This window comes from Pseudomonas sp. CCC3.1 (assembly GCF_034347405.1).
Taxonomy (GTDB): domain Bacteria; phylum Pseudomonadota; class Gammaproteobacteria; order Pseudomonadales; family Pseudomonadaceae; genus Aquipseudomonas.
Genome location: NZ_CP133778.1, coordinates 5841721 through 5862722 on the forward strand (window position 1 = coordinate 5841721; position 21002 = coordinate 5862722).

A 21002-nucleotide genomic window follows, 5' to 3' on the forward strand; every position below is an offset into this window, starting at 1 on the left:
CTCCCACAGAGGCAGAAATCGCTTAAATCTAAGGACTGGGCTTATCCACAGGCTGCGGACTGAGCCAGCCGCGCACCCTGCGAAATAACTGTTCCTGTTCGCCTTCACGATTGCCCGGAGTGGCGAGCAATTCCAATTGTTTGAAATTTGAGCGGTTCATCCGTTTGCTGGCTTGCAGCCGTTGCAAGGCGGCCTTGCGCATGAGTGGCTTGTCTTTATAGAACACATCCAGCAATGCAACCGAGAGTGCAAGCGTGAGCTGGTTCAAATCAGGTTGCACGTGGGCGGGTGTCTGCGCGGACACCAGGATGAGTTTTTGCACCTGCGTCGGGTGTTTTTCGTTCAGGTAGCGTGTCGCCCAATAACCCCCTGTGCCGTGGCCGAGCAACACAATGCTGCGCATGTGCTGTTGTTGGGCGAAGGCCAGCGCGGCGTCGATTCGGGCGAAAATACGTTCAGCATCGGCTTTGGTCATCGCTTCAACAGCTTCGTCCGATTGCGCTTCTGCATCAGGATTTTCAGTCCCGATACTGGCCGCCTGTTCGATGGGTTTGGCTGTGGTGCTGGCGTCTTTGCTGCTACTGTTCGGCGCGGGCGCTGTAGGAATAGTTTCTGGCTCGACCACGCGTGCCTGGCTGGCGTCGTTGCGCATGTCCGGCAGACTCAGGCTCAGGCTGGCCCAGTGGGTATCCGGCAGCTTGTTGCGCAAAGGGCCGACGGTCAGTGGCCAGTCTGCGGTTTCGCCCGCGCCCGGGACGATGATCACGACCCCGTTGGGGTCGCTGCTATTAGCGGGTTTCCAGAGGGCCAGAAAGGTGTCTTCGCCAGCCTGAAGTTGTTGCTGCTCATCGGCCGGGAGTTGGCGTTCAAGAGCGGCCGCGTCTTCCTGGCTGCGCTCGGGCAGTGGTTGACGGGCCTCTGATTGATGTACATCTGGCGCAGATTCGGCGGATTTGCTCACCGGTGCCGGGTCGGCCGCCAGCACCGGCAAAGCCGATGACAGGCACAGCGCTGCAAGCGCCAGGCGCAAAGAAGACATAAGTGGTTCCAGGCCAGAAGTAATCCCGGCAGCCTAATGGGTGTGAGTGTTCAGATGAAGCGTTTTTACTCTCTGTTGGTTATCGGCTGGTTGTGGCTGCCCTTGATGGCCCATGCGGCCTCCATCCCGGCTGCGCAGCTCAGTGCCGAACAACAGCAGTGGCTGGCGCAGCACAAAGCGCTGCGGGTCGGGCTGGTTTTACAGGTGCCCTATGCCAAATTTGATCAGCGCTTGCAGCAGTTGTCCGGGGCCAATGTGGAGCTCATGAAGTGGCTGGCGCAGAGCCTGGACATTGAGCTGACGTGGCGCAACTACCCTGATCTCGAGCAACTGGAGCGAGCGGCCCGTAACGGGGAAATCGACCTGGCGCCGGGGCTGACGCAAACCCCGGCCGGGCTGCGGCTGTGGCAATTCTCCGATCCGTACATGCGGGTTGCGCAGTTGGTCGTGGGTGAGCGTAACGGCGCAGGCTCGGTGGATCTTGAGCGTATCGACAGCAATACCCGGGTCGCCGTGCGCATGCCCAGCGCCACAGCCGACTTTCTTCGCTCCAGTTATCCGGGACTCAATTTGCAGGGCGTGCCCCTTGAACGCCAGGCCTTGCAGCTGTTGCTTAGCCAGCAAGCGACCTACGCCGTCATTGATGAGGCGCAGCTCGCGCGTCTTTCCGCAGAACCCGAATTCGTCGGTCTGACCGTGGTCGGGGACATTGGTTTTCCGCAATTGCTGCGGGTGGCCACGCGCCGTGACTGGCCGCAGTTGGCCGGTATTGTTGAGCGCGGGCTGCATGCCATTCCGGCGCGGGACATGGAGCAGTTGCACACCCGCTGGTTGCAACCCAAATACCCCCACGCCGGGCAGTCGCCCGGTTTTTGGCAGAATCTGTGTTTGCTGATCGGCGCACTGTTGCTGGCCAGCATGGCCATTGTGGCGTGGCAGCGTCGTCATCAAAGCGCTCTGGAGCAGGCGCTGCTCAAGGCGCGCGAAGACCTCGCGGCAGGTACTGCCAGCGCCGAAGCGTTGCGCTTGACCCAGTTTTCGATTGACCAAAGCCCGGTGGGCATTTTATGGGTCAACTGGGACAGCCACGTGCGCTACGCCAACCAGGCCGCTGAAGCCATGTTGGGCTACCCGGCTGGCGCGGTGCTGGATCGGCCGTTGGGCGATTTCAAACCGGGCCTGAACATGGACAGCTGGTTGAACCTGTGGCGCCGCGCGCGCGGCAACGAGGAGGGTGCGCAACGTATCGAAACCCATTGTGTTCGGGCCGATGGCAGCGAGTTTCCGGCAGACGTGACCTTGAGTTTCCTGCGCTTTAAACAGGCCGAATACCTGGTGGTGTACCTCAATGACATCACTGAGCGGCGTCTGGTGCAGGCTGCTCTGCAAGAAAGCGACGCCCGTTTGCAAGGCATTGCGGCCAACGTTCCGGGGCTGGTTTTCCGATTGGAGCGGTCCTTGCTGACTGGCGATCTGGACTTTCCTTACATCAGTGAAGGCAGCGAGAAGCTGGTGGGGTTCTCCCCGGCAACCCTGCGTCATCGTGACGTTGGCTTACGCAGTCTCGTGCACCCGGATGACAAGGCGGATTACCATCGCGTGCAGGACATCGCCTTGGAAAGCGACAGCGACTGGTCGTGGCAAGGGCGGATTTTGACCCGTGAAGGCCAACAGCGTTGGGCCGAGATCAAAGCCATCACCCGGCGTCTTGAAGATGGCACGGTGGTGTGGGACGGCATCGTCTGGGACATCAGTGAGAGCAAACGCATTGAATTGGAGCTGGACAGTTCTCGCGGGCAGTTGCGCGAATTGTCGGCTCATCTGGAGAGCGTGCGTGAAGAAGAAAAGGCGCGAATAGCGCGTGAGGTACACGACGAACTGGGACAGATGCTGACCGTGCTCAAACTCGAAACCTCGATGTGCGAGCTGGCCTATGCCGAGCTGGATCCGGGGTTGCGCGAGCGGCTCAACAGCATGAAAAAACTCATCGCGCAGCTGTTCCAGCTCGTGCGCGACGTGGCCACGGCCTTGCGGCCACCGATTCTGGATGCGGGTATCAGTTCGGCGATCGAATGGCAGGCCCACCGTTTTGAGGCACGTTCCAACATTCCGTGTCTGGTGCAGGTGCCGGAAAGTTTGCCCCCGTTGAGTGCGGCCAAGGAAGTCGGGCTGTTCAGAATTTTGCAGGAAGCCCTGACCAATGTGATGCGTCATGCTCACGCGCAAACCGTCGAAGTGACCTTGAGTGTGGAGGGCCGTGAACTGTGCCTGAGCATCAGCGATGATGGCCGGGGATTTGTGCCGACGACCGGGCGAGCCACCTCCTTTGGTCTGGTCGGCATGCGTGAGCGTGTCTTGATGCTCGGTGGTACGTTGGCGTTGCACAGCGAACCGGGTGAGGGCACCACGCTGACGGTGCGCGTGCCATTAATCCAACGTCTTTAGAAAGGAAATAGCCGTGATTCGTGTACTGGTAGCGGAAGATCACACCATCGTGCGTGAGGGCATCAAGCAGTTGATTGGCCTGGCCAAAGACCTGTTAGTGGTGGGCGAGGCGAGCAATGGCGAGCAACTGTTGGAAACCTTGCGCCATGTGCCGTGCGAAGTGGTGCTGCTGGATATTTCCATGCCCGGGGTTAACGGGCTGGAGGCTATCCCGAGGATTCGCGCCTTGAACAACCCGCCGGCTATTTTGGTGTTGTCGATGCATGACGAGGCGCAAATGGCGGCCCGCGCCTTGAAGTTCGGGGCGGCGGGGTATGCGACCAAGGACAGCGATCCGGCGTTGTTGCTGACGGCGATTCGCAAGGTAGCGGCGGGTGGGCGATACATCGACCCGGAGCTGGCTGACCGCATGGTGTTTGAGGTTGGATTGACCGATGAGCGGCCGTTGCACGCGTTGCTGTCCGAGCGGGAGTTTTCAGTGTTTGAGCGCTTGGCTCAGGGGGCTAACGTTAACGACATTGCTCAGCAACTGGCGTTGAGCAGCAAAACCATCAGCACCCATAAAGCGCGGCTGATGCAAAAGCTCAACATCACCTCGCTGGCTGAACTGGTGAAATACGCGATGGAACATAAACTGCTGTAGGGCGAATCCGTAGCAGTTGCCGAAGGCTACGTCCGGCGACGCAGTCGTCGTAAAGCCGGCCGCCTCGGTCTTTGAGAAAAGCCCAGTGCTTTGGCTTTACGATCACCTCGCAATCGGACGTAGCCTCGCAAAACTCGGCAACTGCTACGGGATTTGGGTCTGTCTCAGCAAGCGACACCTATCTATTTGCGACAGTTTTATGACGCGTCTTTGCGTGGATGCGGGCCGGCCTTAAAGGCAGCGTTCTAATCGCGACATCGCTGTAGGGCGATCCCTACAAGAAGCTGTCCAACCTGCTGATGCAAATCTCTCCTGCGCCCCGATTTCTGCGGGCTGGCGGCACCTTTAGTCTTGGACCACAGCAGTCCAACACAGAAGGTGCGGTTATGAGTGAGGTCGGTGCAAGCGCTGGGGCGAGTGAGGTATTGGTCAGCTTCCGTGGCGTGCAAAAGAGCTATGACGGCGAAAACCTGATCGTCAAAGATCTCAACCTGGATATTCGCAAAGGCGAGTTCCTGACCTTGCTCGGGCCGTCCGGTTCGGGCAAAACCACCAGTCTGATGATGCTGGCCGGCTTTGAAACGCCGACCGCTGGCGAGATTTTGTTGGCCGGGCGCGCCATCAATAACGTGCCGCCGCACAAGCGTGACATCGGCATGGTGTTCCAGAACTACGCGCTGTTCCCGCACATGACAGTGGCTGAAAACCTCGGATTTCCGCTGTCGGTGCGCGGCCTCAATCGCACTGATATCAGCGAGCGGGTCAAGAAAGTGCTGAGCATGGTGCAGCTCGAGGCATTCGCTCAGCGTTACCCGGCGCAACTCTCGGGCGGTCAGCAGCAGCGAGTGGCCTTGGCCCGTGCATTGGTGTTTGAGCCGCAACTGGTGCTGATGGACGAGCCGCTGGGTGCGCTGGACAAACAACTGCGTGAGCACATGCAGATGGAGATCAAGCACATACACCAGCGCCTGGGTGTGACCGTGGTGTACGTGACTCACGACCAGGGCGAAGCGCTGACGATGTCTGATCGGGTGGCGGTGTTCCATCAGGGCGAAATCCAGCAAATCGCCCCGCCGCGTACCCTCTATGAAGAGCCCAGCAATACCTTTGTGGCCAACTTCATTGGCGAGAACAACCGCCTTAATGGCCGCCTGCACAGTCAGGACGGTGAGCGCTGCGTGGTTGAGCTGAGCCGCGGCGAGAAGGTTCAGGCGCTGGCAGTGAATGTCGGGCGCACGGGTGATCCGGTGACGCTGTCGATCCGACCTGAGCGCATCAGCCTCAAGGGCTCCAGCGAGTCGTGCGCGAACCGTTTCACAGGACGGGTCGAGGAATTTATCTACCTGGGCGACCACGTCCGGGTACGCCTGGAAGTGTGCGGCAAGAACGATTTCTTCGTGAAACAGCCGATTGCCGAGCTGGACCCCGCCCTGGCCGTCGGTGACGTCGTGCCGCTGGGCTGGCAAGTCGAACATGTACGTGCGCTTGACCCTCTCTTAGAGGCGAATTGATCGCCCCGGCTTCACCAACCCTGCACAGTGGAGAACAACAATGCATAAGACTTTCAAGTTTACGGCGCTAAGCCTCGGCCTGATGTTTGCGGGCAGTGCGCTGGCGGCAACCGACCTGACCGTGGTGTCGTTTGGCGGCGCGAACAAGGCCGCTCAGGTCAAAGCGTTTTACGCGCCTTGGGAAGCCAAGGGTGATGGCAAAATCATCGCCGGCGAATACAACGGTGAAATGGCCAAAATCAAGGCCATGGTCGACACCAAAAGCATCTCCTGGGATCTGGTAGAGGTTGAATCGCCAGAGCTGTCGCGCGGTTGCGATGAGGACATGTTCGAACCCTTGGACGCCGCGCTGTTTGGCAACCCGGACCAGTACGTCAAAGGCGCTATTCAGGGCTGCGGGGCGGGCTTCTTTGTATGGTCGACGGTGTTGGCTTACAACGCTGACAAGCTGAAAACCGCACCGACCAGTTGGGCTGACTTCTGGGACACCAAAACCTTCCCGGGCAAGCGTGGCCTGCGCAAAGGCGCCAAGTACACCCTGGAATTTGCCTTGATGGCTGACGGCGTGGCACCGAAGGATGTGTACACCGTGCTGGCGAGCAAAGACGGCCAGAACCGTGCCTTCAAAAAATTGGATGAACTCAAGCCGAACATTCAGTGGTGGGAAGCCGGTGCACAGCCGCCGCAGTACCTGGCCTCTGGCGACGTGGTCATGAGCTCGGCGTACAACGGCCGGATCGCCGCCGTACAGAAAGAAAGCAACCTGAAGATTGTGTGGAACGGCGGGATTTATGACTTCGATGCATGGGCCATCCCTAAGGGCCTGAGCAAAGCAAAGGCTGACGCTGCCAAAAAGTTCATGGCGTTCACCTTGCAGCCGCAGCAGCAGAGTGTCTATTCGCAAAACATCGCGTACGGCCCGGCCAACAAAGAGGCGATGCCTTTACTGCCTAAAGCCGTGCAGGAACAAATGCCAACCGCCCCGGAAAACATTGCGAACCAGGTGCAAATCGACGTCAGCTTCTGGGCTGACAACGGTGAGCAACTGGAACAACGCTTCAATGCCTGGGCTGCCAAGTAAGCAGCGTTGAAATGCGGCGCGGCTGATTCAGTCGCGCCGCCATCGTTTAAAGATTTTCGGAGTTCGCCATGGCCATCGCCGTTCCCCTGAACGAGGTCTCCAGCCCAACGTTGAAGAAGCGTCTTGCGCATGCCGAGCGGGTTAACCGCTGGAAGGCACAGGCCTTGATTGCGCCGTTGGTTATTTTCTTGTTGCTGGTGTTCCTGGTTCCGATCGCGGCCCTGCTCTACAAAAGTGTCGGCAACCCGGAGGTGGTGGAAGGCTTGCCACGCACGGTGGTTGCAGTGGCGGGCTGGGACGGAAAAGGTTTGCCTGCGGAGCCGGTGTACCAGGCACTCAGCGAAGACTTGGCCGAGGCTCGCAAGAATCAAGTATTGGGCGATTTGTCCAAGCGCCTGAACATGGAATTGGCCGGCTATCGCAGCCTGCTGATGAAAACCGCCAAGGGGCTGCCGTTCAAGGCGGTGCCCGAATCTTACAAAGACGCGATGGAGTCGCTCGACGAACGTTGGGGCGACCCGGCGTATTGGCAGGCGATCAAACGCAACGTCTCAAGCGTGACCCCGTTTTACCTGCTGGCGGCAGTCGATCACCGCATTGACGACTTGGGTGAAATTGCCCCCGCTACGCCTGATCAATCGATTTACCTGGATATTTTTGCCCGTACGTTCTGGATGGGTTTTGTCATCACCTGCATCTGCCTGGTGCTGGCGTACCCGTTGGCGTACTTGCTGGCTAACTTGCCTGCACGTCAGAGCAACCTGCTGATGATTCTGGTGCTGCTGCCGTTCTGGACCTCAGTGCTGGTAAGGGTGGCAGCCTGGATCGTGTTGTTGCAGTCGGGTGGCCTGATCAATAGCGGGCTGATGAGCCTGGGCATTATCGATAAGCCGCTGGAACTGGTGTTCAACCGCACCGGCGTCTACATCGCGATGGTGCACATCCTGTTGCCGTTCATGATCTTGCCGATCTACAGCGTGATGAAAGGCATCTCTCCGACCTATATGCGTGCGGCAATCTCACTGGGCTGTCATCCATTTGCCAGTTTCTGGCGGGTGTACTTCCCACAGACGTATGCAGGCGTCGGGGCGGGTTGCTTACTGGTGTTCATCATCGCCATTGGTTACTACATCACCCCGGCCTTGCTGGGCAGCCCGAACGACCAAATGGTCAGCTACTTCGTGGCGTTTTATACCAACACCAGTATCAACTGGGGCATGGCGACAGCGTTGGGCGGTCTGTTGTTGCTGGCAACTGTGGTGCTTTATCTGATCTACAACTGGCTGGTAGGCGCGACCCGCCTGCGCTTGAGCTAAGGAGCCTGCCATGCTGAGTCCTTATATGTCGCCCGTTGAGCGGGTGTGGTTTTACAGCTTGCGCATTCTGTGTGGGCTGATCCTGTTGTTTCTGATTTTGCCGGTGCTGGTGATCATCCCGTTGTCGTTCAACTCGGGCAGCTTTCTGGTGTACCCGTTGCAGGGCTTTTCGCTGCACTGGTACCAGGACTTTTTCGCGTCGGCGGAATGGATGCGGGCCTTGAGAAACAGCGTGATCGTGGCGCCTGCGGCTACGGTGTTGGCGATGGTGTTTGGTACGTTGGCAGCGATTGGCCTGACGCGGGGGCATTTCCCCGGCAAAGCGCTGGTCATGGCCTTGGTGATTTCGCCGATGGTGGTGCCGGTGGTCATCATCGGTGTGGCCAGCTACCTGTTCTTTGCGCCGCTGGGGTTGGGCAACAGCTTCATCTCATTGATCGTGGTGCATGCGGTGCTGGGTGTGCCGTTTGTGATCATCACCGTGTCGGCCACGTTGCAGGGGTTCAACCATAACCTGGTGCGGGCGGCGGCCAGTCTGGGTGCCTCGCCACTGACAGCGTTCCGCCGCGTGACCTTGCCGTTGATTGCCCCAGGCGTGATCTCGGGGGCGCTGTTTGCCTTTGCGACCTCGTTTGATGAAGTGGTTGTGACCCTGTTTTTGGCGGGGCCAGAACAAGCGACCTTGCCACGGCAAATGTTCAGTGGCATCCGCGAAAACCTCAGCCCGACCATTGCCGCAGCGGCGACGTTGCTGATTGCCTTTTCGGTGGTGTTGTTGCTGACGCTGGAGTGGTTGCGCGGGCGCAGCGAGAAAATGCGCACGGCCCAGGCGTAAGGGTTACATCCAGCAGGCGTCCCAGAGGGGGTAGTCTGCGATTCGTGTGGCCAGGCCCGCACGGATCGGGTTTTGTACGATGTAGCGGGCGGTTGCCTTGAGGTCTTCTTCACGGCGCAATGCCCTGTCGTGATAACCCTTTTGCCATACGCGGTCACTGGTTTGAGCGAAGTTGTTTATGTTTAGGCTGCTGCGCGATTTAACGCGGCACATCAATTCTCCAAGTGTTTTGTTGTGTAGCTCTACCAGCCAGTGGAAATGGTCTGGCATGACGACCCACGCCTTTGACGTTACGATACCGTCGTCATGTGCTTGCCTGAATTGATCGACCACCAAGCGTCCCAGTTTGAAGTCCTGAAAAAGCGGGCGTCGTTTCTGGGTGATAGTGGTTAGCAAATAGAGGCGACCGGGCTCTGAGTAGCGGCCAATATGCAGGCGATAAGCGTTCTTGGAGTTTGGCAATCCTTTGCCCTCTGACTAGGTGGTTTTCTAAAGTTAGATCACGCAAGGCCCAGGCATTGATGCAACGAATGAGTAGATGTTGCGACGTTCCGTAGCAGCTGCCGAGCTCCGCGAGGCTGCGTCCGATTGCGAAGCGATCGTAACGGCTAAGAATCTGATGGATCTGACAGACCGCGACCGCTGGTTTTACGACGACTGCGTCGTCGGACGCAGCCTCGCGGAGCTCGGCAGCTGCTACGGGGTTAATCATCACGGCCCGGTGGCGCTTCTCGGCAGGCGGTATACAATGCGCGCCACCGTGTTTTGCTCATTAAAAGGTGCGTTATGCAGCCCTTCGCTATTGCCCCATCGATTCTTTCTGCCGATTTCGCCCGTCTTGGCGAGGAAGTCGACAATGTGCTCGCCGCTGGCGCTGATATCGTGCACTTCGATGTCATGGACAATCACTACGTGCCAAACCTGACCATCGGTCCGATGGTGTGCGCTGCCCTGCGCAAGTACGGCATTACCGCGCCCATCGATGCGCATCTGATGGTCAGCCCGGTCGATCGGATCATTGGCGACTTTATCGAAGCAGGCGCGACCTACATCACGTTCCATCCCGAAGCCACTCAGCACATTGACCGCTCTTTGCAGCTGATCCGCGAAGGCGGTTGCAAGGCAGGTCTGGTGTTCAATCCGGCCACGCCGCTGGATGTGCTCAAGTACGTGATGGACAAGGTCGACATGATCTTGCTGATGAGCGTTAACCCAGGCTTCGGCGGGCAGAAGTTCATCCCTGGCACGTTGAATAAACTGCGAGAAGCCCGCGCATTGATCGATGCCTCTGGCCGCGAGATTCGCCTGGAAATCGATGGTGGCGTAAACGTCGGCAACATCCGTGAAATCGCTGAAGCCGGTGCCGATACGTTCGTGGCAGGTTCGGCGATTTTCAACACGCCGAACTACGAAGAAGTGATTCAGAAAATGCGTGCCGAGCTTGCGTTGGCACGCCCATGAGTGGCTTTGAGCAGTTGCTTGGGGGGCAACTGCCCAAACTGGTGATGTTCGATCTGGACGGGACCTTGATCGATTCGGTTCCGGATCTGGCCGCCGCCGTGAATACCATGCTGCTCAAACTGGGCCGCCCGCCCGCCGGTATTGAAAACGTAAAGATGTGGATCGGCAACGGCGCGCCCATGCTGGTGCGCCGTGCACTGGCCGGCAATATGACGGCCTCGGGTGTCGATGACGCGGAGGCTGAAGAGGCGCTGGCGATTTTCATGGACGCCTATGATGGCGGCCATGAACACACCACGATCTACCCCGGCGTGCGCGAAAGCCTTAAATGGCTGCAAAAGCAGGGTGTTGAAATGGCGTTGATCACCAACAAGCCCGAGCGGTTTGTCGCGCCATTGCTGGATGAGCTGAAGATGGGGCGGTTTTTTCGCTGGATTGTGGGTGGTGACACCATGCCGCAGAAAAAGCCTGACCCTGCTGCACTTTTTTTCGTGATGAAAATGGCCGGTGTGACACCGGAACAAGCGTTGTTTGTCGGCGATTCACGCAATGACGTGCTGGCGGCAAAAGCGGCTGGTGTGCGCTGTGTGGCCATGAGCTATGGCTACAACCATGGTCGGCCGATTGCTGAAGAAGCCCCGGATGTCGTCATCGACAATCTGCATGAGCTGATAGCCGGTTGCTTAGATTCTGCGCCTGAGATAACGTTGGGCGCTTCCGTTCACCCCTCTCGAAGAGATTCCATCGTGGTGGTCACTCGCAAACTCTGGATGAAAGTTATCAAGGCCCTGGCCCGCTGGCGTTGGCGCGCCTGACTTGAATCTGGCCGGAGATCCGGCACGTTTGCACACCTGACCGTTTTACCCTCATGCCACGAGGCACCTCATGATCCGCGAAGAATTCCTGCGTTTGGCCGCTGCCGGCTACAACCGTATCCCGCTTGCACGTGAAACCCTTGCTGACTTCGACACGCCGTTGTCGATCTACCTGAAACTGGCCGATCAGCCCAACTCCTATTTGCTGGAGTCGGTGCAGGGCGGCGAGAAGTGGGGGCGCTATTCGATCATTGGCTTGCCATGCCGCACGGTGTTGCGTGTGCACGAGCAGCAGATTCGCGTGACTCATGACGGCGTCGAAATCGAATCTCACGAAGCTGAAGATCCGCTGGCCTTCGTTGAGGCATTCAAAGCCCGTTACAACGTGCCGACCATTGCTGGCTTGCCGCGCTTCAATGGTGGGCTGGTGGGCTATTTCGGTTATGACTGCGTGCGCTACGTGGAGAAGCGTTTGGGCAAGTGCCCGAACCCGGATCCGCTGGGCGTACCGGACATTTTGCTGATGGTGTCGGATGCCGTCGTGGTGTTCGATAACCTGGCGGGCAAGATGCACGCGATTGTGCTGGTCGATCCGGCGCAAGCGGATGCGTATGACGAAGGTCAGGCGCGTCTTGAGGCGTTGCTTGAGCAATTGCGTCAGCCGATTGCACCCCGCCGTGGCCTGGACTTCACCCAGCAGCAAGCCGCTGACCCGGTGTTCCGCTCCAGCTTTACCCAGGATGACTACGAAAAAGCGGTCGATACGATCAAGGACTACATCCTGGCGGGCGATTGCATGCAGGTCGTGCCGTCGCAGCGCATGTCGATTGACTTCAAGGCTGCGCCGATTGACCTGTACCGAGCGCTGCGCTGCTTCAATCCGACGCCGTATATGTACTTCTTCAATTTTGGTGACTTCCACGTGGTGGGCAGTTCGCCGGAAGTGCTGGTCAGGGTTGAGGACAATCTGATTACCGTGCGCCCGATTGCCGGCACGCGTCCTCGCGGCGCAACCGAAGAAGCTGATCTGGCGCTGGAAAAAGACCTGCTCAGTGATGACAAGGAAATCGCCGAGCACTTGATGCTGATCGATTTGGGGCGCAACGACACGGGCCGTGTATCGGAAACCGGTTCGGTCAAGCTCACGGAGAAGATGGTGATCGAGCGCTACTCCAACGTGATGCACATTGTGTCCAACGTCACTGGCCAGCTCAAAAGTGGGCTGACAGCGATGGACGCGCTGCGAGCGATTTTGCCAGCGGGCACGTTGTCGGGCGCACCGAAAATCCGCGCGATGGAAATCATCGACGAGCTGGAGCCAGTTAAACGTGGCGTGTATGGCGGCGCAGTCGGGTACTTCGCCTGGAACGGCAACATGGACACGGCCATCGCGATTCGCACCGCGGTGATCAAGGACGGTGAGTTGCACGTGCAAGCGGGTGGCGGCATTGTTGCTGACTCGGTACCGGCCCTGGAGTGGGAAGAGACGCTGAATAAACGCCGCGCGATGTTTCGTGCCGTAGCGCTCGCTGAACAAACCCCCGCGTCCGACGCCTGAGGAGCTTTGCCATGTTGCTGATGATCGACAATTACGACTCTTTTACTTACAACGTTGTGCAGTACCTCGGCGAGTTGGGTGCCGACGTTAAAGTCGTGCGCAACGATGAATTGACCGTGGCTCAGATCGAGGCGCTCAACCCTGAGCGCATCGTGGTGTCGCCCGGCCCATGTACGCCTAACGAGGCGGGCATCTCGCTTGAAGCGATCAAGTATTTTGCTGGCAAGTTGCCGATTCTGGGGGTGTGCCTCGGGCATCAATCCATCGGCCAGGCCTTTGGCGGTGACGTGGTTCGCGCCCGGCAAGTCATGCACGGTAAAACCAGCCCGGTGTATCACCTGGATACAGGTGTTTTTCAGGGGCTGAACAACCCATTGACTGTGACCCGTTACCACTCGCTGGTGGTCAAGCGTGAAACCTTGCCTGAGTGTCTGGAGCTGACGGCCTGGACGCAAAATGCTGACGGCTCGGTCGACGAGATCATGGGGCTGCGCCACAAAACGCTGAACATCGAAGGGGTGCAATTTCACCCTGAGTCGATCTTGACCGAGCAGGGCCATGAGCTGTTCGCTAACTTCCTCAAACAAACTGGCGGCACGCGCTAAGGACTTCTTATGGATATCAAAACAGCCCTGAGCCGTATCGTCGGTCACCTTGATTTGAGCGAAGCCGAGATGCGCGATGTGATGCGCGACATCATGACCGGTCAATGCACCGAAGCGCAGATTGGCGCGTTCATGATGGGCATGCGCATGAAGAGCGAGAGCATCGACGAGATCGTCGGTGCCGTCACGGCCATGCGCGAGTTGGCCGACAAGGTTGAGCTCAATACCCTGGATGGCGTGGTCGACATCGTGGGCACTGGCGGTGATGGCGCGAATATTTTCAACGTGTCCACCGCTTCTGCGCTGGTGATTGCAGCCGCAGGCTGCACCGTGGCTAAACACGGCAATCGCGCAGTGTCGGGCAAAAGCGGCAGTGCTGATTTGCTTGAAGCCGCCGGTGTGTACCTGAACCTGACGCCTGTTCAGGTTGCGCGTTGTATCGACAGCGTCGGCATTGGTTTTATGTTTGCCCAATCCCATCACGGCGCGATGAAGCACGCGGCTGTCCCGCGTCGCGACCTGGGGCTGCGCACCTTGTTCAACATGCTTGGCCCGCTTACGAATCCGGCTGGCGTGTTGCATCAAGTGGTTGGCGTGTTCAATCAGGCGCTGTGCCGTCCGCTGGCTGAAGTCTTGCAGCGTTTGGGTAGCAAGCACGTGCTGGTGGTGCATTCGCAAGACGGTCTGGATGAGTTCAGTCTGGCGGCGCCGACCTTTGTGGCAGAGCTGAAAAAGGGTGTCATTACGGAATACTGGGTTCAACCAGAAGACTTGGGTATAAAGAGCCAGAGTCTGTTTGGCTTGGTGGTCGATAGCCCGGAACAATCCCTGGAGCTGATTCGCGATGCTTTGGGGCGTCGTAAAACGGAGTCAGGTCAGAAGGCTGCTGAAATGATCGTGCTCAATGCCGGCGCTGCGCTGTATGCCGCCGACCTTGCCTACACGCTTAAAGAAGGTGTGGCGTTGGCTCACGATGCGTTGCACACAGGGCTGGCTCGGGAAAAACTCGAAGAGCTGGGCGCCTTTACCGCGATCTTCAAGCAGGAGAATGAAGCATGAGTGTGCCTACCGTTCTAGAGAATATTCTGGCGCGCAAAGTTCAGGAAGTGGCCGAGCGCAGAGCGCGCGTCAGCCTGGCGGAGCTTGAAGGTCTGGCGGCCAAGGCGGATCCGGTACGCGGCTTTGCCAAGGCATTGCTGGCGCAGGCCAAGTTGAAGCAGCCTGCCGTGATTGCCGAAATTAAAAAGGCATCGCCGAGCAAGGGCGTGATTCGTGAGCACTTTGTGCCGAGCGAGATTGCCCTGAGTTATGAAAAGGGCGGCGCGACCTGCTTGTCCGTGCTGACCGACATCGATTTCTTCCAGGGCGCCGATGCCTATCTGCAACAAGCCCGCGCGGCCTGCGGCCTGCCGGTGATTCGCAAGGACTTCATGATCGATCCTTATCAGATCGTTGAAGCCCGTGCGTTGGGTGCTGACTGCGTGCTGTTGATTGTGTCAGCACTGGATGACGTGAAAATGGCCGAACTGGCTGCCGTTGCCAAAAGCGTCAATCTGGATGTGCTGGTTGAAGTGCATGATGGCGATGAGCTTGAACGTGCACTCAAGACACTGGATACCCCGTTGGTGGGGATCAACAATCGCAATCTGCACACCTTCGACGTCAGCCTGGAAACCACGCTGGATCTGTTGCCGCGTGTTCCGCGTGATCGATTGGTCATCACTGAGAGCGGCATCCTCAACCGTGCGGATGTCGAGTTGATGGAAATCAGCGAGGTGTATTCATTCCTGGTGGGTGAGGCGTTCATGCGTGCTGAACAGCCGGGCGCGGAATTGCAGCGTTTGTTCTTCCCGGAGCGCGGTAAACCCGTGGCGGGCTCCACGCTGGATTGATCCTCGATTGACTGTGTGGGAGCTGGCTTGCCAGCGATGGTATCGACGCGGTTTAACAGAAAAACCGCATTGCATGCATCGCTGGCAAGCCAGGCTCCCACAGTTGTTTTGTGTCGGAACAGGTACTTTATGGCGCTCATCCAGCAACTCACCGTCGAGGCAGGTCTTAAAGCCGAGCAGGATTTATTGGCCTCGGTGTGTGCAGGGGAGCGCGAAGCGGGCGTGTTGTTCTGGCAACCCACGGACAGTTCGCTGGTTATGCCTCGGCGCTTGAGTCGGTTAGCCGGGTTCGAGCAAGCCAGTGTTGAGCTGGCAGCCAGTGGTTGGCCTATCCTGTTGCGCGAAACAGGCGGAGAGCCTGTCCCTCAGTCACCTTCTACCGTCAACATTGCGCTGGTTTATGCCCCGCTGCGCAGCGAAGGTGATCACGGCCGTATCGAAGCGGCATATCGCCGCCTGTGCGAGCCGATCTGCGATTTACTGACTGCGCTCGGGGGCTCGGCGTCGTTAGGCGAAATTGACGGCGCCTTTTGTGATGGGCGCTTCAACGTGAATCTCAATGCCCGAAAGCTGGTTGGTACGGCTCAGCGCTGGCGTCAGAGCCAAGGCGGGCAACGGCCGGTGGGTTTGGTTCACGGCGCGTTACTGGTTGAAAATGAGCGTGAGTCGATGGTCGCTGCGGTCAATCGTTTCAATGAGCGCTGTGAGCTTGCGCAGCGCTGCCGTGCTGAAAGCCATATCGCCTTGCATGAAGTGTTTGCCGCGCCCGGCTTTTTTGAGCGCCTGAGCGCCAGTTATCAACAGATCCTGGCACCCTTGCTAAGGCCTTAGCGCGTGCCGAACACCACCATGGTCTTGCCTTTGACGCTGACCAGGTTTTGCTCTTCAAGGCCTTTGAGCACACGGCCGACCATCTCTCGCGAACAACCGACAATGCGACCGATTTCCTGACGGGTGATTTTGATCTGCATGCCGTCTGGATGGGTCATGGCGTCGGGCTGTTTGCACAGCTCAAGCAGGCAGCGTGCAACTCGCCCGGTGACATCAAAGAACGCTAGGTCTCCGACCTTACGTGTGGTGTTGCGTAGGCGTTGAGCAATTTGGCCGCTAAGCGCGTAAAGAATTTCTGGTTCTTGTTGCGCGTATTCTCTGAATTTTATGTAGCTGATTTCTGCGACTTCGCACTCGGTTTTGGCCCGGACCCAAGCACTGCGTGGTTGTTCTTGCCCTGCCTGTTCAAACAGGCCCAGCTCACCAATAAAGTCTCCTGGGTTGAGGTAGGCAATGATCATCTCGCGACCATCGTCGTCTTCAATCAGAATCGTGACAGAGCCTTTGAGAATGAAGAACAGTGTGTGTGAGTGTTCTCCCGCGCAAATGATGTTGCTCTTGGTTTGATAGCGTCTGCGTTGGCAGTGAGTCAAAAATTTGTCGAGATTTTTGATCTTGGGTATGGGGGTAATAGCAACCATGGTTGTATCCCGAAAGCGAGCACAGTAGGGGTCAGATCTATTTTTATATAGAGCGCTGGCTGGCTGGCGCCAGTGATTTGGCGCCAGCTTAACAGACAGATTCTGTGTGGTTTGCAGAATTTTCCCTTCGTCTTGTCCAAGAAAGGCCATGGCGCAGTGAGTCATCAGTTTCGGACCCTGTGATAAGCTGGCGCCCCTTTTAAAACAGTGGAGTCTGGGCGATGAAGGCACGCATTCAATGGGCGGGTGAGGCCATGTTTCTGGGTGAATCAGGCAGCGGCCACGTCGTTGTGATGGACGGCCCGCCTGAAAGTGGCGGTCGCAATCTGGGCGTACGGCCTATGGAGATGCTTCTGCTGGGGCTCGGTGGTTGCAGCAACTTTGATGTTGTCAGCATTCTGAAGAAATCACGTCAGGCAGTCGAAAGCTGTGAAGCGTTCCTGGAGGCCGAGCGCGCTACCGAAGACCCAAAGGTTTTTACTAAAATTCACCTGCACTTTGTGGTTAAAGGTCGCGGTTTGAAAGAAGCTCAGGTCAAGCGTGCTATCGAGTTGTCGGCCGAGAAGTATTGCTCGGCGTCGATCATGCTGGGCGCGGCGGGTGTTGCTATCAGCCATGACTACGAAATCATTGAACTGGGTTGAGTGGACATTCAATTTTCATAAATGCAATGCAGACTCTGGCGATCAGTCGCTGACGTCTGCATAATGCGCCACTTTTTTCAGGGTAGTGGCAGGGAAAAACTCCCGGCCGCATGTCCGAACAGATAACCAAAATCGCCATCGCGAAGAGGTGTTAACCGTCCTACGCAGGTGCGTCCACGCACTTGACGGGCATGCTGGATCACGCGGCCGAGCCGCATCGACATAGAGAGTTTTATAACGGTGAAAAGCAAACTCAAGCTCCACGGGTTCAATAACCTGACAAAGACCTTGAGCTTCAACATCTATGACATCTGCTACGCGGAAACCCCGCAAGACCAGCAGGCATACGTTGAGTACATCAATCAAGAGTACGACGCAGAACGCCTGACGCAGATCCTCACAGATGTGGTTGATATCATTGGTGCCAACATCCTGAACATCGCCCGTCAGGATTACGATCCCCAAGGCGCCAGCGTGACTATTCTGATTTCCGAGCAGCCGGTGATTCCTACCGAAAGCCAGATTGAAGAATCCCCAGGCCCGCTGCCCGAGACCATTTTGGCTCACCTCGACAAAAGTCATATCACGGTACATACCTATCCAGAGATTCATCCTGTGGACGGTATTGCGACTTTCCGTGTGGATATTGACGTGTCGACGTGCGGCGTTATTTCACCGCTTAAAGCTCTCAATTATCTGATCCATCAGTTTGATTCGGATATCGTGACGGTCGACTATCGTGTGCGTGGTTTTACCCGTGACGTGGAAGGCAAAAAGCACTTTATCGATCACGAGATCAATTCGATCCAGAACTACCTTTCCGAAGACACCCGCGACGGTTATCAGATGACCGACGTGAACGTGTACCAAGAAAACCTGTTCCACACCAAGATGCTGCTCAAGGATTTCGAACTGGATAACTACCTGTTCGGCGACGCCACCAGCAATCTGTCGGTTGAACAGCGCGAGCAGGTGACTGAGCGTGTGAAGCACGAAATGCTCGAAATCTTTTACGCCCGCAACATGGCGTAAGGTTTCAGCCACAAAAAAGGCGGCTCCCGAAAGGTTGCCGCCTTTTTATTTGCCTCTGTCCCGACACTGTTAGTGTGGCGTCAGATGCGATAGGTGCTTTTGGTCATGACTTTTGCCATCAGGCTCATGCCAAATTTTACCGGGGCTGGGAAACGGTAGCCGCCAGCATTGAGTGCGGACTCTGCGTGCTGCTCTTCATCGAGGCGCATTTGCTCAAGAATCGCCCGGGACTTTTCATCTTCGGCAGGGAGTTGCTCAAGGTGTTCGTTAAGGTGCTTGCAGACTTGGTCTTCGGTGGCGGCGACAAAGCCGAGGCTGACTTTGTCACTGATCAAACCGGCCACGGCGCCAATACCAAAAGACATGCCGTAAAACAGAGGATTCAGCACGCTGGTATGGCTGCCTAGCTGGTGAATACGCTGTTCGCACCAGGCCAGATGGTCGATTTCTTCTTCTGCGGCATGTTCCATGGCTTCACGTACTTGCGGCAGCTTGGCGGTCAGGGCCTGGCCTTGGTACAGCGCCTGGGCACAGACTTCGCCCGTGTGGTTGATACGCATCAGGCCAGCAACGTGGCGAGCGGTTTTCTCATCCAGCGGCTTGTCGGTTTTAACGATGGCCGGAGACGGGCGATGCGGCTGGCCACTGAAGGGCAGCAAGGTGCGCATGGCGGTATCGGCTTGTAACAGTAGACGGTCAATCGGCGAGTAGTGACGTTGGGTAGTCATGCTTACCTCCGGAAAAAATCACGGGGGCCAGTTTACCCCAAACGGGTGGGCAGGGTTTGCGTTGGATCATCCGCAGGCGTGGGGGAAGTGTCGCCCCCACGACGGTGTTGTACTCGTATCAGGCTAATCAGCCCGGAGGCCAGTTCATCTGGCGCTGACCCAGCACATGCATATGAATGTGGTAAACCGTTTGGCCGCCCTTTTCATTGCAGTTCATCACCACGCGGAAACCGTCTTCGCAGCCTAACTCTTTGGCCAGGCGCTGCGCCGTGAACAGAATGTGTCCGGCCAGCGGCTTGTCTTCTTCGGTCAGGTCGTTGAGGGTGCGGATCGGTTTTTTCGGAATGACCAAAAAATGGATCGGCGCTTGCGGGGCAATGTCGTGAAACGCGAGCACGAGATCATCTTCGTAGATGATCTTGGCCGGTATTTCACGGTTGATGATTTTGGTGAACAGAGTATCCAAAGCGTTGTCTCCGTGAGTGAAGTCCGGTCTGAGTGTACTCAGGCTCACGGATTACGCCCAGCCTCGTTAACGCGGGCAGTAGGATTTGTTGACCGAGGCTGCGATTTTTCGGGTCATCCAGCGAGAGAGCAGGCGTGGCATGCGGGTTAGCCAGCGGTTACGCCAGCCGGGCATGATGATGGCCTTGTTCTTTTCGAGGGCGCGCACGGTGTAAAGGGCGACTTCTTCGGGGCTCAGGGCGCTTTTATTGCGTTTGACGGCATCCGGGTTCATTTTGGCTGCATCGAAAAAACCGGTTCGGGTGACCCCGGGGCAGAGCACCGAGACCTTGATACCGGTTTTTTTCACTTCTTCGCGCAGGCCTTCGGAAAAGTGCAGCACGTAGGCTTTGCTTGCGAAGTAGGTGCTGAGCCACGGGCCGGGCTGATAGGCGGCGATCGATGACACGTTGAGGATCTGCCCGCCGCCTTGCACGGCCATCATGTTGCCGATGGCATGGCACATCCGCGTCAGCGCCAGAATGTTGAGTTCGATCAGGTCTTGTTCGGCGCTCCAGTCATGGGCGAGGAACGGGCCGCAGGTGCCGATTCCTGCACAGTTGACCAGCAAGTCTATTTGCCGGTCGCCTTCTTCCAGCTCCAGCAAAAAGCCGGACAGGCGCAGGGGTTCGCCCAGGTCGCAGGCGCGGAACAAGACGTCGACACCGAAACGCTGAGTCAGCTCAAGCGCAATGCTTTCCAGTGCGTCCCGTTGTCGGGCCACAAGGATCAGACTGCGCCCACGACGGGCAAGGGCTTCTGCCAGGGCCAGGCCAATACCACTGGAAGCGCCAGTGATCAAAGCGTAACGGGTCATGCTGTTCTCCATCGCAACGGTACAGTCCGGTGACAATGATGTCCCTGGCGTTAACGCGTTCATTTAGGTGCGCAGTCTACAGGGTGTTGCCGTTGACTGCGTTGATCAACGCAGCCATAAGGCCCAAAGCAAAAAGGGCGATCATCACGCAGATGCTCAGACCGATCAGAAAGATGATGATCCAGGCCATAACGGTGACGGACTGACTGTTGGGCGGTGGCGGCGGTCCGTATTTGTTCGGGCCGGGTGTGCCGGGCATCAACAGCATCATGAGGGTCAGCACAAGGTTGGCCACAGGTACCAAATGCAGTAACAGCATCCAGGCGGACCAATTGAGGTCATGCAGGCGCTGGGCACTGATTCTTAAAGCGATCAGTAAATAAGCAATGCTCAGGGTCGCGCCACAGGTAATGCCAAGCGTTGGTGAAACGTTGACTGCCAGCAGGACGAGTATTGAAACCACTGTGGCAATGACGGTGAGCACCGTGTTCCAGACCAGTAATCGCAAGCGCCCAATACGGCCGCTGAATCCCAGGGGATCCAGGGGGGCAAAATGCTCTTCTTGAGGGGCTTGTTCCAGGCTCAGTTCTGGCATTGGGGCTTC

22 protein-coding genes are annotated in these 21002 nt (G+C 57.5%); 15 read left to right on the top strand and 7 right to left on the bottom strand.

Going from position 1 to position 21002, the window contains the following annotated elements; translation table 11 throughout:
• Positions 1–28 precede the first annotated feature (28 nt).
• Positions 29–1039, bottom strand: a complete 1011-nt coding sequence (locus RHM56_RS25755; protein ID WP_322237256.1) for an alpha/beta hydrolase family protein — start codon at positions 1037–1039, stop codon at positions 29–31.
• 54 nt (positions 1040–1093) lie between these two features.
• On the opposite strand from RHM56_RS25755, the gene RHM56_RS25760 reads away from it, so the two are divergent.
• The 6 genes from RHM56_RS25760 (at position 1094) to RHM56_RS25785 (ending at position 8870) form a co-directional block, all read left to right on the top strand.
• Positions 1094–3484: a PAS domain S-box protein gene (locus RHM56_RS25760; protein WP_322237258.1), complete on the top strand. Its 2391-nt coding sequence runs from the start codon at positions 1094–1096 to the stop codon at positions 3482–3484.
• Positions 3485–3497: 13 nt separating this feature from the next.
• Positions 3498–4127, top strand: coding sequence for a response regulator transcription factor (locus RHM56_RS25765; protein ID WP_019409859.1), 630 nt, complete (start codon positions 3498–3500; stop codon positions 4125–4127).
• Positions 4128–4513: 386 nt separating this feature from the next.
• Positions 4514–5638 carry an ABC transporter ATP-binding protein gene (locus RHM56_RS25770; RefSeq protein WP_322237261.1) on the top strand — a complete coding sequence of 375 codons (1125 nt, stop codon included), beginning with the start codon at positions 4514–4516 and terminating at the stop codon, positions 5636–5638.
• A 40-nt stretch (positions 5639–5678) separates the two neighbouring features.
• On the top strand, positions 5679–6719 hold the full coding sequence (locus RHM56_RS25775; protein ID WP_416194875.1) for an ABC transporter substrate-binding protein: 1041 nt from the start codon (positions 5679–5681) through the stop codon (positions 6717–6719).
• A 68-nt stretch (positions 6720–6787) separates the two neighbouring features.
• Positions 6788–8035 carry an ABC transporter permease gene (locus RHM56_RS25780; protein WP_322237263.1) on the top strand — a complete coding sequence of 416 codons (1248 nt, stop codon included), beginning with the start codon at positions 6788–6790 and terminating at the stop codon, positions 8033–8035.
• Between the two features lie 10 nt (positions 8036–8045).
• Complete coding sequence (locus RHM56_RS25785) at positions 8046–8870, top strand: ABC transporter permease (protein WP_322237265.1); 825 nt, start codon at positions 8046–8048, stop codon at positions 8868–8870.
• Positions 8871–8873: 3 nt separating this feature from the next.
• Here the strand turns inward: RHM56_RS25785 and RHM56_RS25790 are convergent, their stop codons facing one another.
• Positions 8874–9332: an REP-associated tyrosine transposase gene (locus RHM56_RS25790; protein ID WP_322237267.1), complete on the bottom strand. Its 459-nt coding sequence runs from the start codon at positions 9330–9332 to the stop codon at positions 8874–8876.
• 324 nt (positions 9333–9656) lie between these two features.
• Here RHM56_RS25790 and rpe point away from each other — a divergent pair, with 324 nt between their 5' ends.
• The 7 genes from rpe to RHM56_RS25825 all read left to right on the top strand — a co-directional run bounded on the left by rpe (position 9657) and on the right by RHM56_RS25825 (position 16032).
• The gene (gene rpe, locus RHM56_RS25795; RefSeq protein ID WP_322237269.1) at positions 9657–10331 is read left to right on the top strand and encodes a ribulose-phosphate 3-epimerase; all 675 of its coding nucleotides are present in this window, start codon (positions 9657–9659) and stop codon (positions 10329–10331) included.
• The gene (locus RHM56_RS25800) at positions 10328–11146 is read left to right on the top strand and encodes a phosphoglycolate phosphatase (RefSeq protein ID WP_322237271.1); all 819 of its coding nucleotides are present in this window, start codon (positions 10328–10330) and stop codon (positions 11144–11146) included. The genes rpe and RHM56_RS25800 overlap by 4 nt, the downstream gene beginning before the upstream one ends.
• Before the next feature lie 70 nt (positions 11147–11216).
• The gene (gene trpE / locus RHM56_RS25805; RefSeq protein WP_322237273.1) at positions 11217–12704 is read left to right on the top strand and encodes an anthranilate synthase component I; all 1488 of its coding nucleotides are present in this window, start codon (positions 11217–11219) and stop codon (positions 12702–12704) included.
• Between the two features lie 11 nt (positions 12705–12715).
• Complete coding sequence (locus RHM56_RS25810; protein ID WP_322237275.1) at positions 12716–13309, top strand: aminodeoxychorismate/anthranilate synthase component II; 594 nt, start codon at positions 12716–12718, stop codon at positions 13307–13309.
• 9 nt (positions 13310–13318) lie between these two features.
• On the top strand, positions 13319–14368 hold the full coding sequence (gene trpD, locus RHM56_RS25815; RefSeq protein ID WP_322237277.1) for an anthranilate phosphoribosyltransferase: 1050 nt from the start codon (positions 13319–13321) through the stop codon (positions 14366–14368).
• Positions 14365–15201 carry an indole-3-glycerol phosphate synthase TrpC gene (gene trpC, locus RHM56_RS25820; RefSeq protein ID WP_322237280.1) on the top strand — a complete coding sequence of 279 codons (837 nt, stop codon included), beginning with the start codon at positions 14365–14367 and terminating at the stop codon, positions 15199–15201. The genes trpD and trpC overlap by 4 nt, the downstream gene beginning before the upstream one ends.
• Positions 15202–15330: 129 nt before the next feature.
• A complete protein-coding gene (locus RHM56_RS25825; RefSeq protein ID WP_322237283.1) occupies positions 15331–16032 on the top strand; it encodes a lipoate--protein ligase family protein in 702 nt (233 codons plus the stop codon).
• On the opposite strand, the gene crp is transcribed toward RHM56_RS25825, so the two are convergent.
• Entirely contained in the window at positions 16029–16673 is a 645-nt protein-coding gene (crp, locus tag RHM56_RS25830) for a cAMP-activated global transcriptional regulator CRP (RefSeq protein WP_322237285.1), read from the bottom strand. The genes RHM56_RS25825 and crp overlap by 4 nt on opposite strands.
• 221 nt (positions 16674–16894) lie before the next feature.
• Between crp and RHM56_RS25835 the strand changes: the two genes are divergently transcribed.
• Positions 16895–17317 (top strand): OsmC family protein, encoded by a 423-nt coding sequence (locus tag RHM56_RS25835; protein WP_003444470.1) that lies wholly within the window; start codon positions 16895–16897, stop codon positions 17315–17317.
• Between the two features lie 240 nt (positions 17318–17557).
• Positions 17558–18349, top strand: coding sequence for an adenosylmethionine decarboxylase (speD, locus tag RHM56_RS25840; protein WP_322237288.1), 792 nt, complete (start codon positions 17558–17560; stop codon positions 18347–18349).
• Between the two features lie 80 nt (positions 18350–18429).
• On the opposite strand, the gene coq7 is transcribed toward speD, so the two are convergent.
• From coq7 to RHM56_RS25860, 4 genes are all read right to left on the bottom strand, one after another.
• Complete coding sequence (gene coq7 / locus RHM56_RS25845; protein WP_322237291.1) at positions 18430–19077, bottom strand: 2-polyprenyl-3-methyl-6-methoxy-1,4-benzoquinone monooxygenase; 648 nt, start codon at positions 19075–19077, stop codon at positions 18430–18432.
• A 127-nt stretch (positions 19078–19204) separates the two neighbouring features.
• Positions 19205–19543, bottom strand: a complete 339-nt coding sequence (locus RHM56_RS25850) for a histidine triad nucleotide-binding protein (protein ID WP_086795740.1) — start codon at positions 19541–19543, stop codon at positions 19205–19207.
• 66 nt (positions 19544–19609) lie between these two features.
• Complete coding sequence (locus tag RHM56_RS25855; RefSeq protein WP_322237296.1) at positions 19610–20398, bottom strand: SDR family oxidoreductase; 789 nt, start codon at positions 20396–20398, stop codon at positions 19610–19612.
• A 76-nt stretch (positions 20399–20474) separates the two neighbouring features.
• Positions 20475–20993 carry a DUF805 domain-containing protein gene (locus tag RHM56_RS25860; RefSeq protein WP_322237298.1) on the bottom strand — a complete coding sequence of 173 codons (519 nt, stop codon included), beginning with the start codon at positions 20991–20993 and terminating at the stop codon, positions 20475–20477.
• Positions 20994–21002 lie beyond the last annotated feature (9 nt).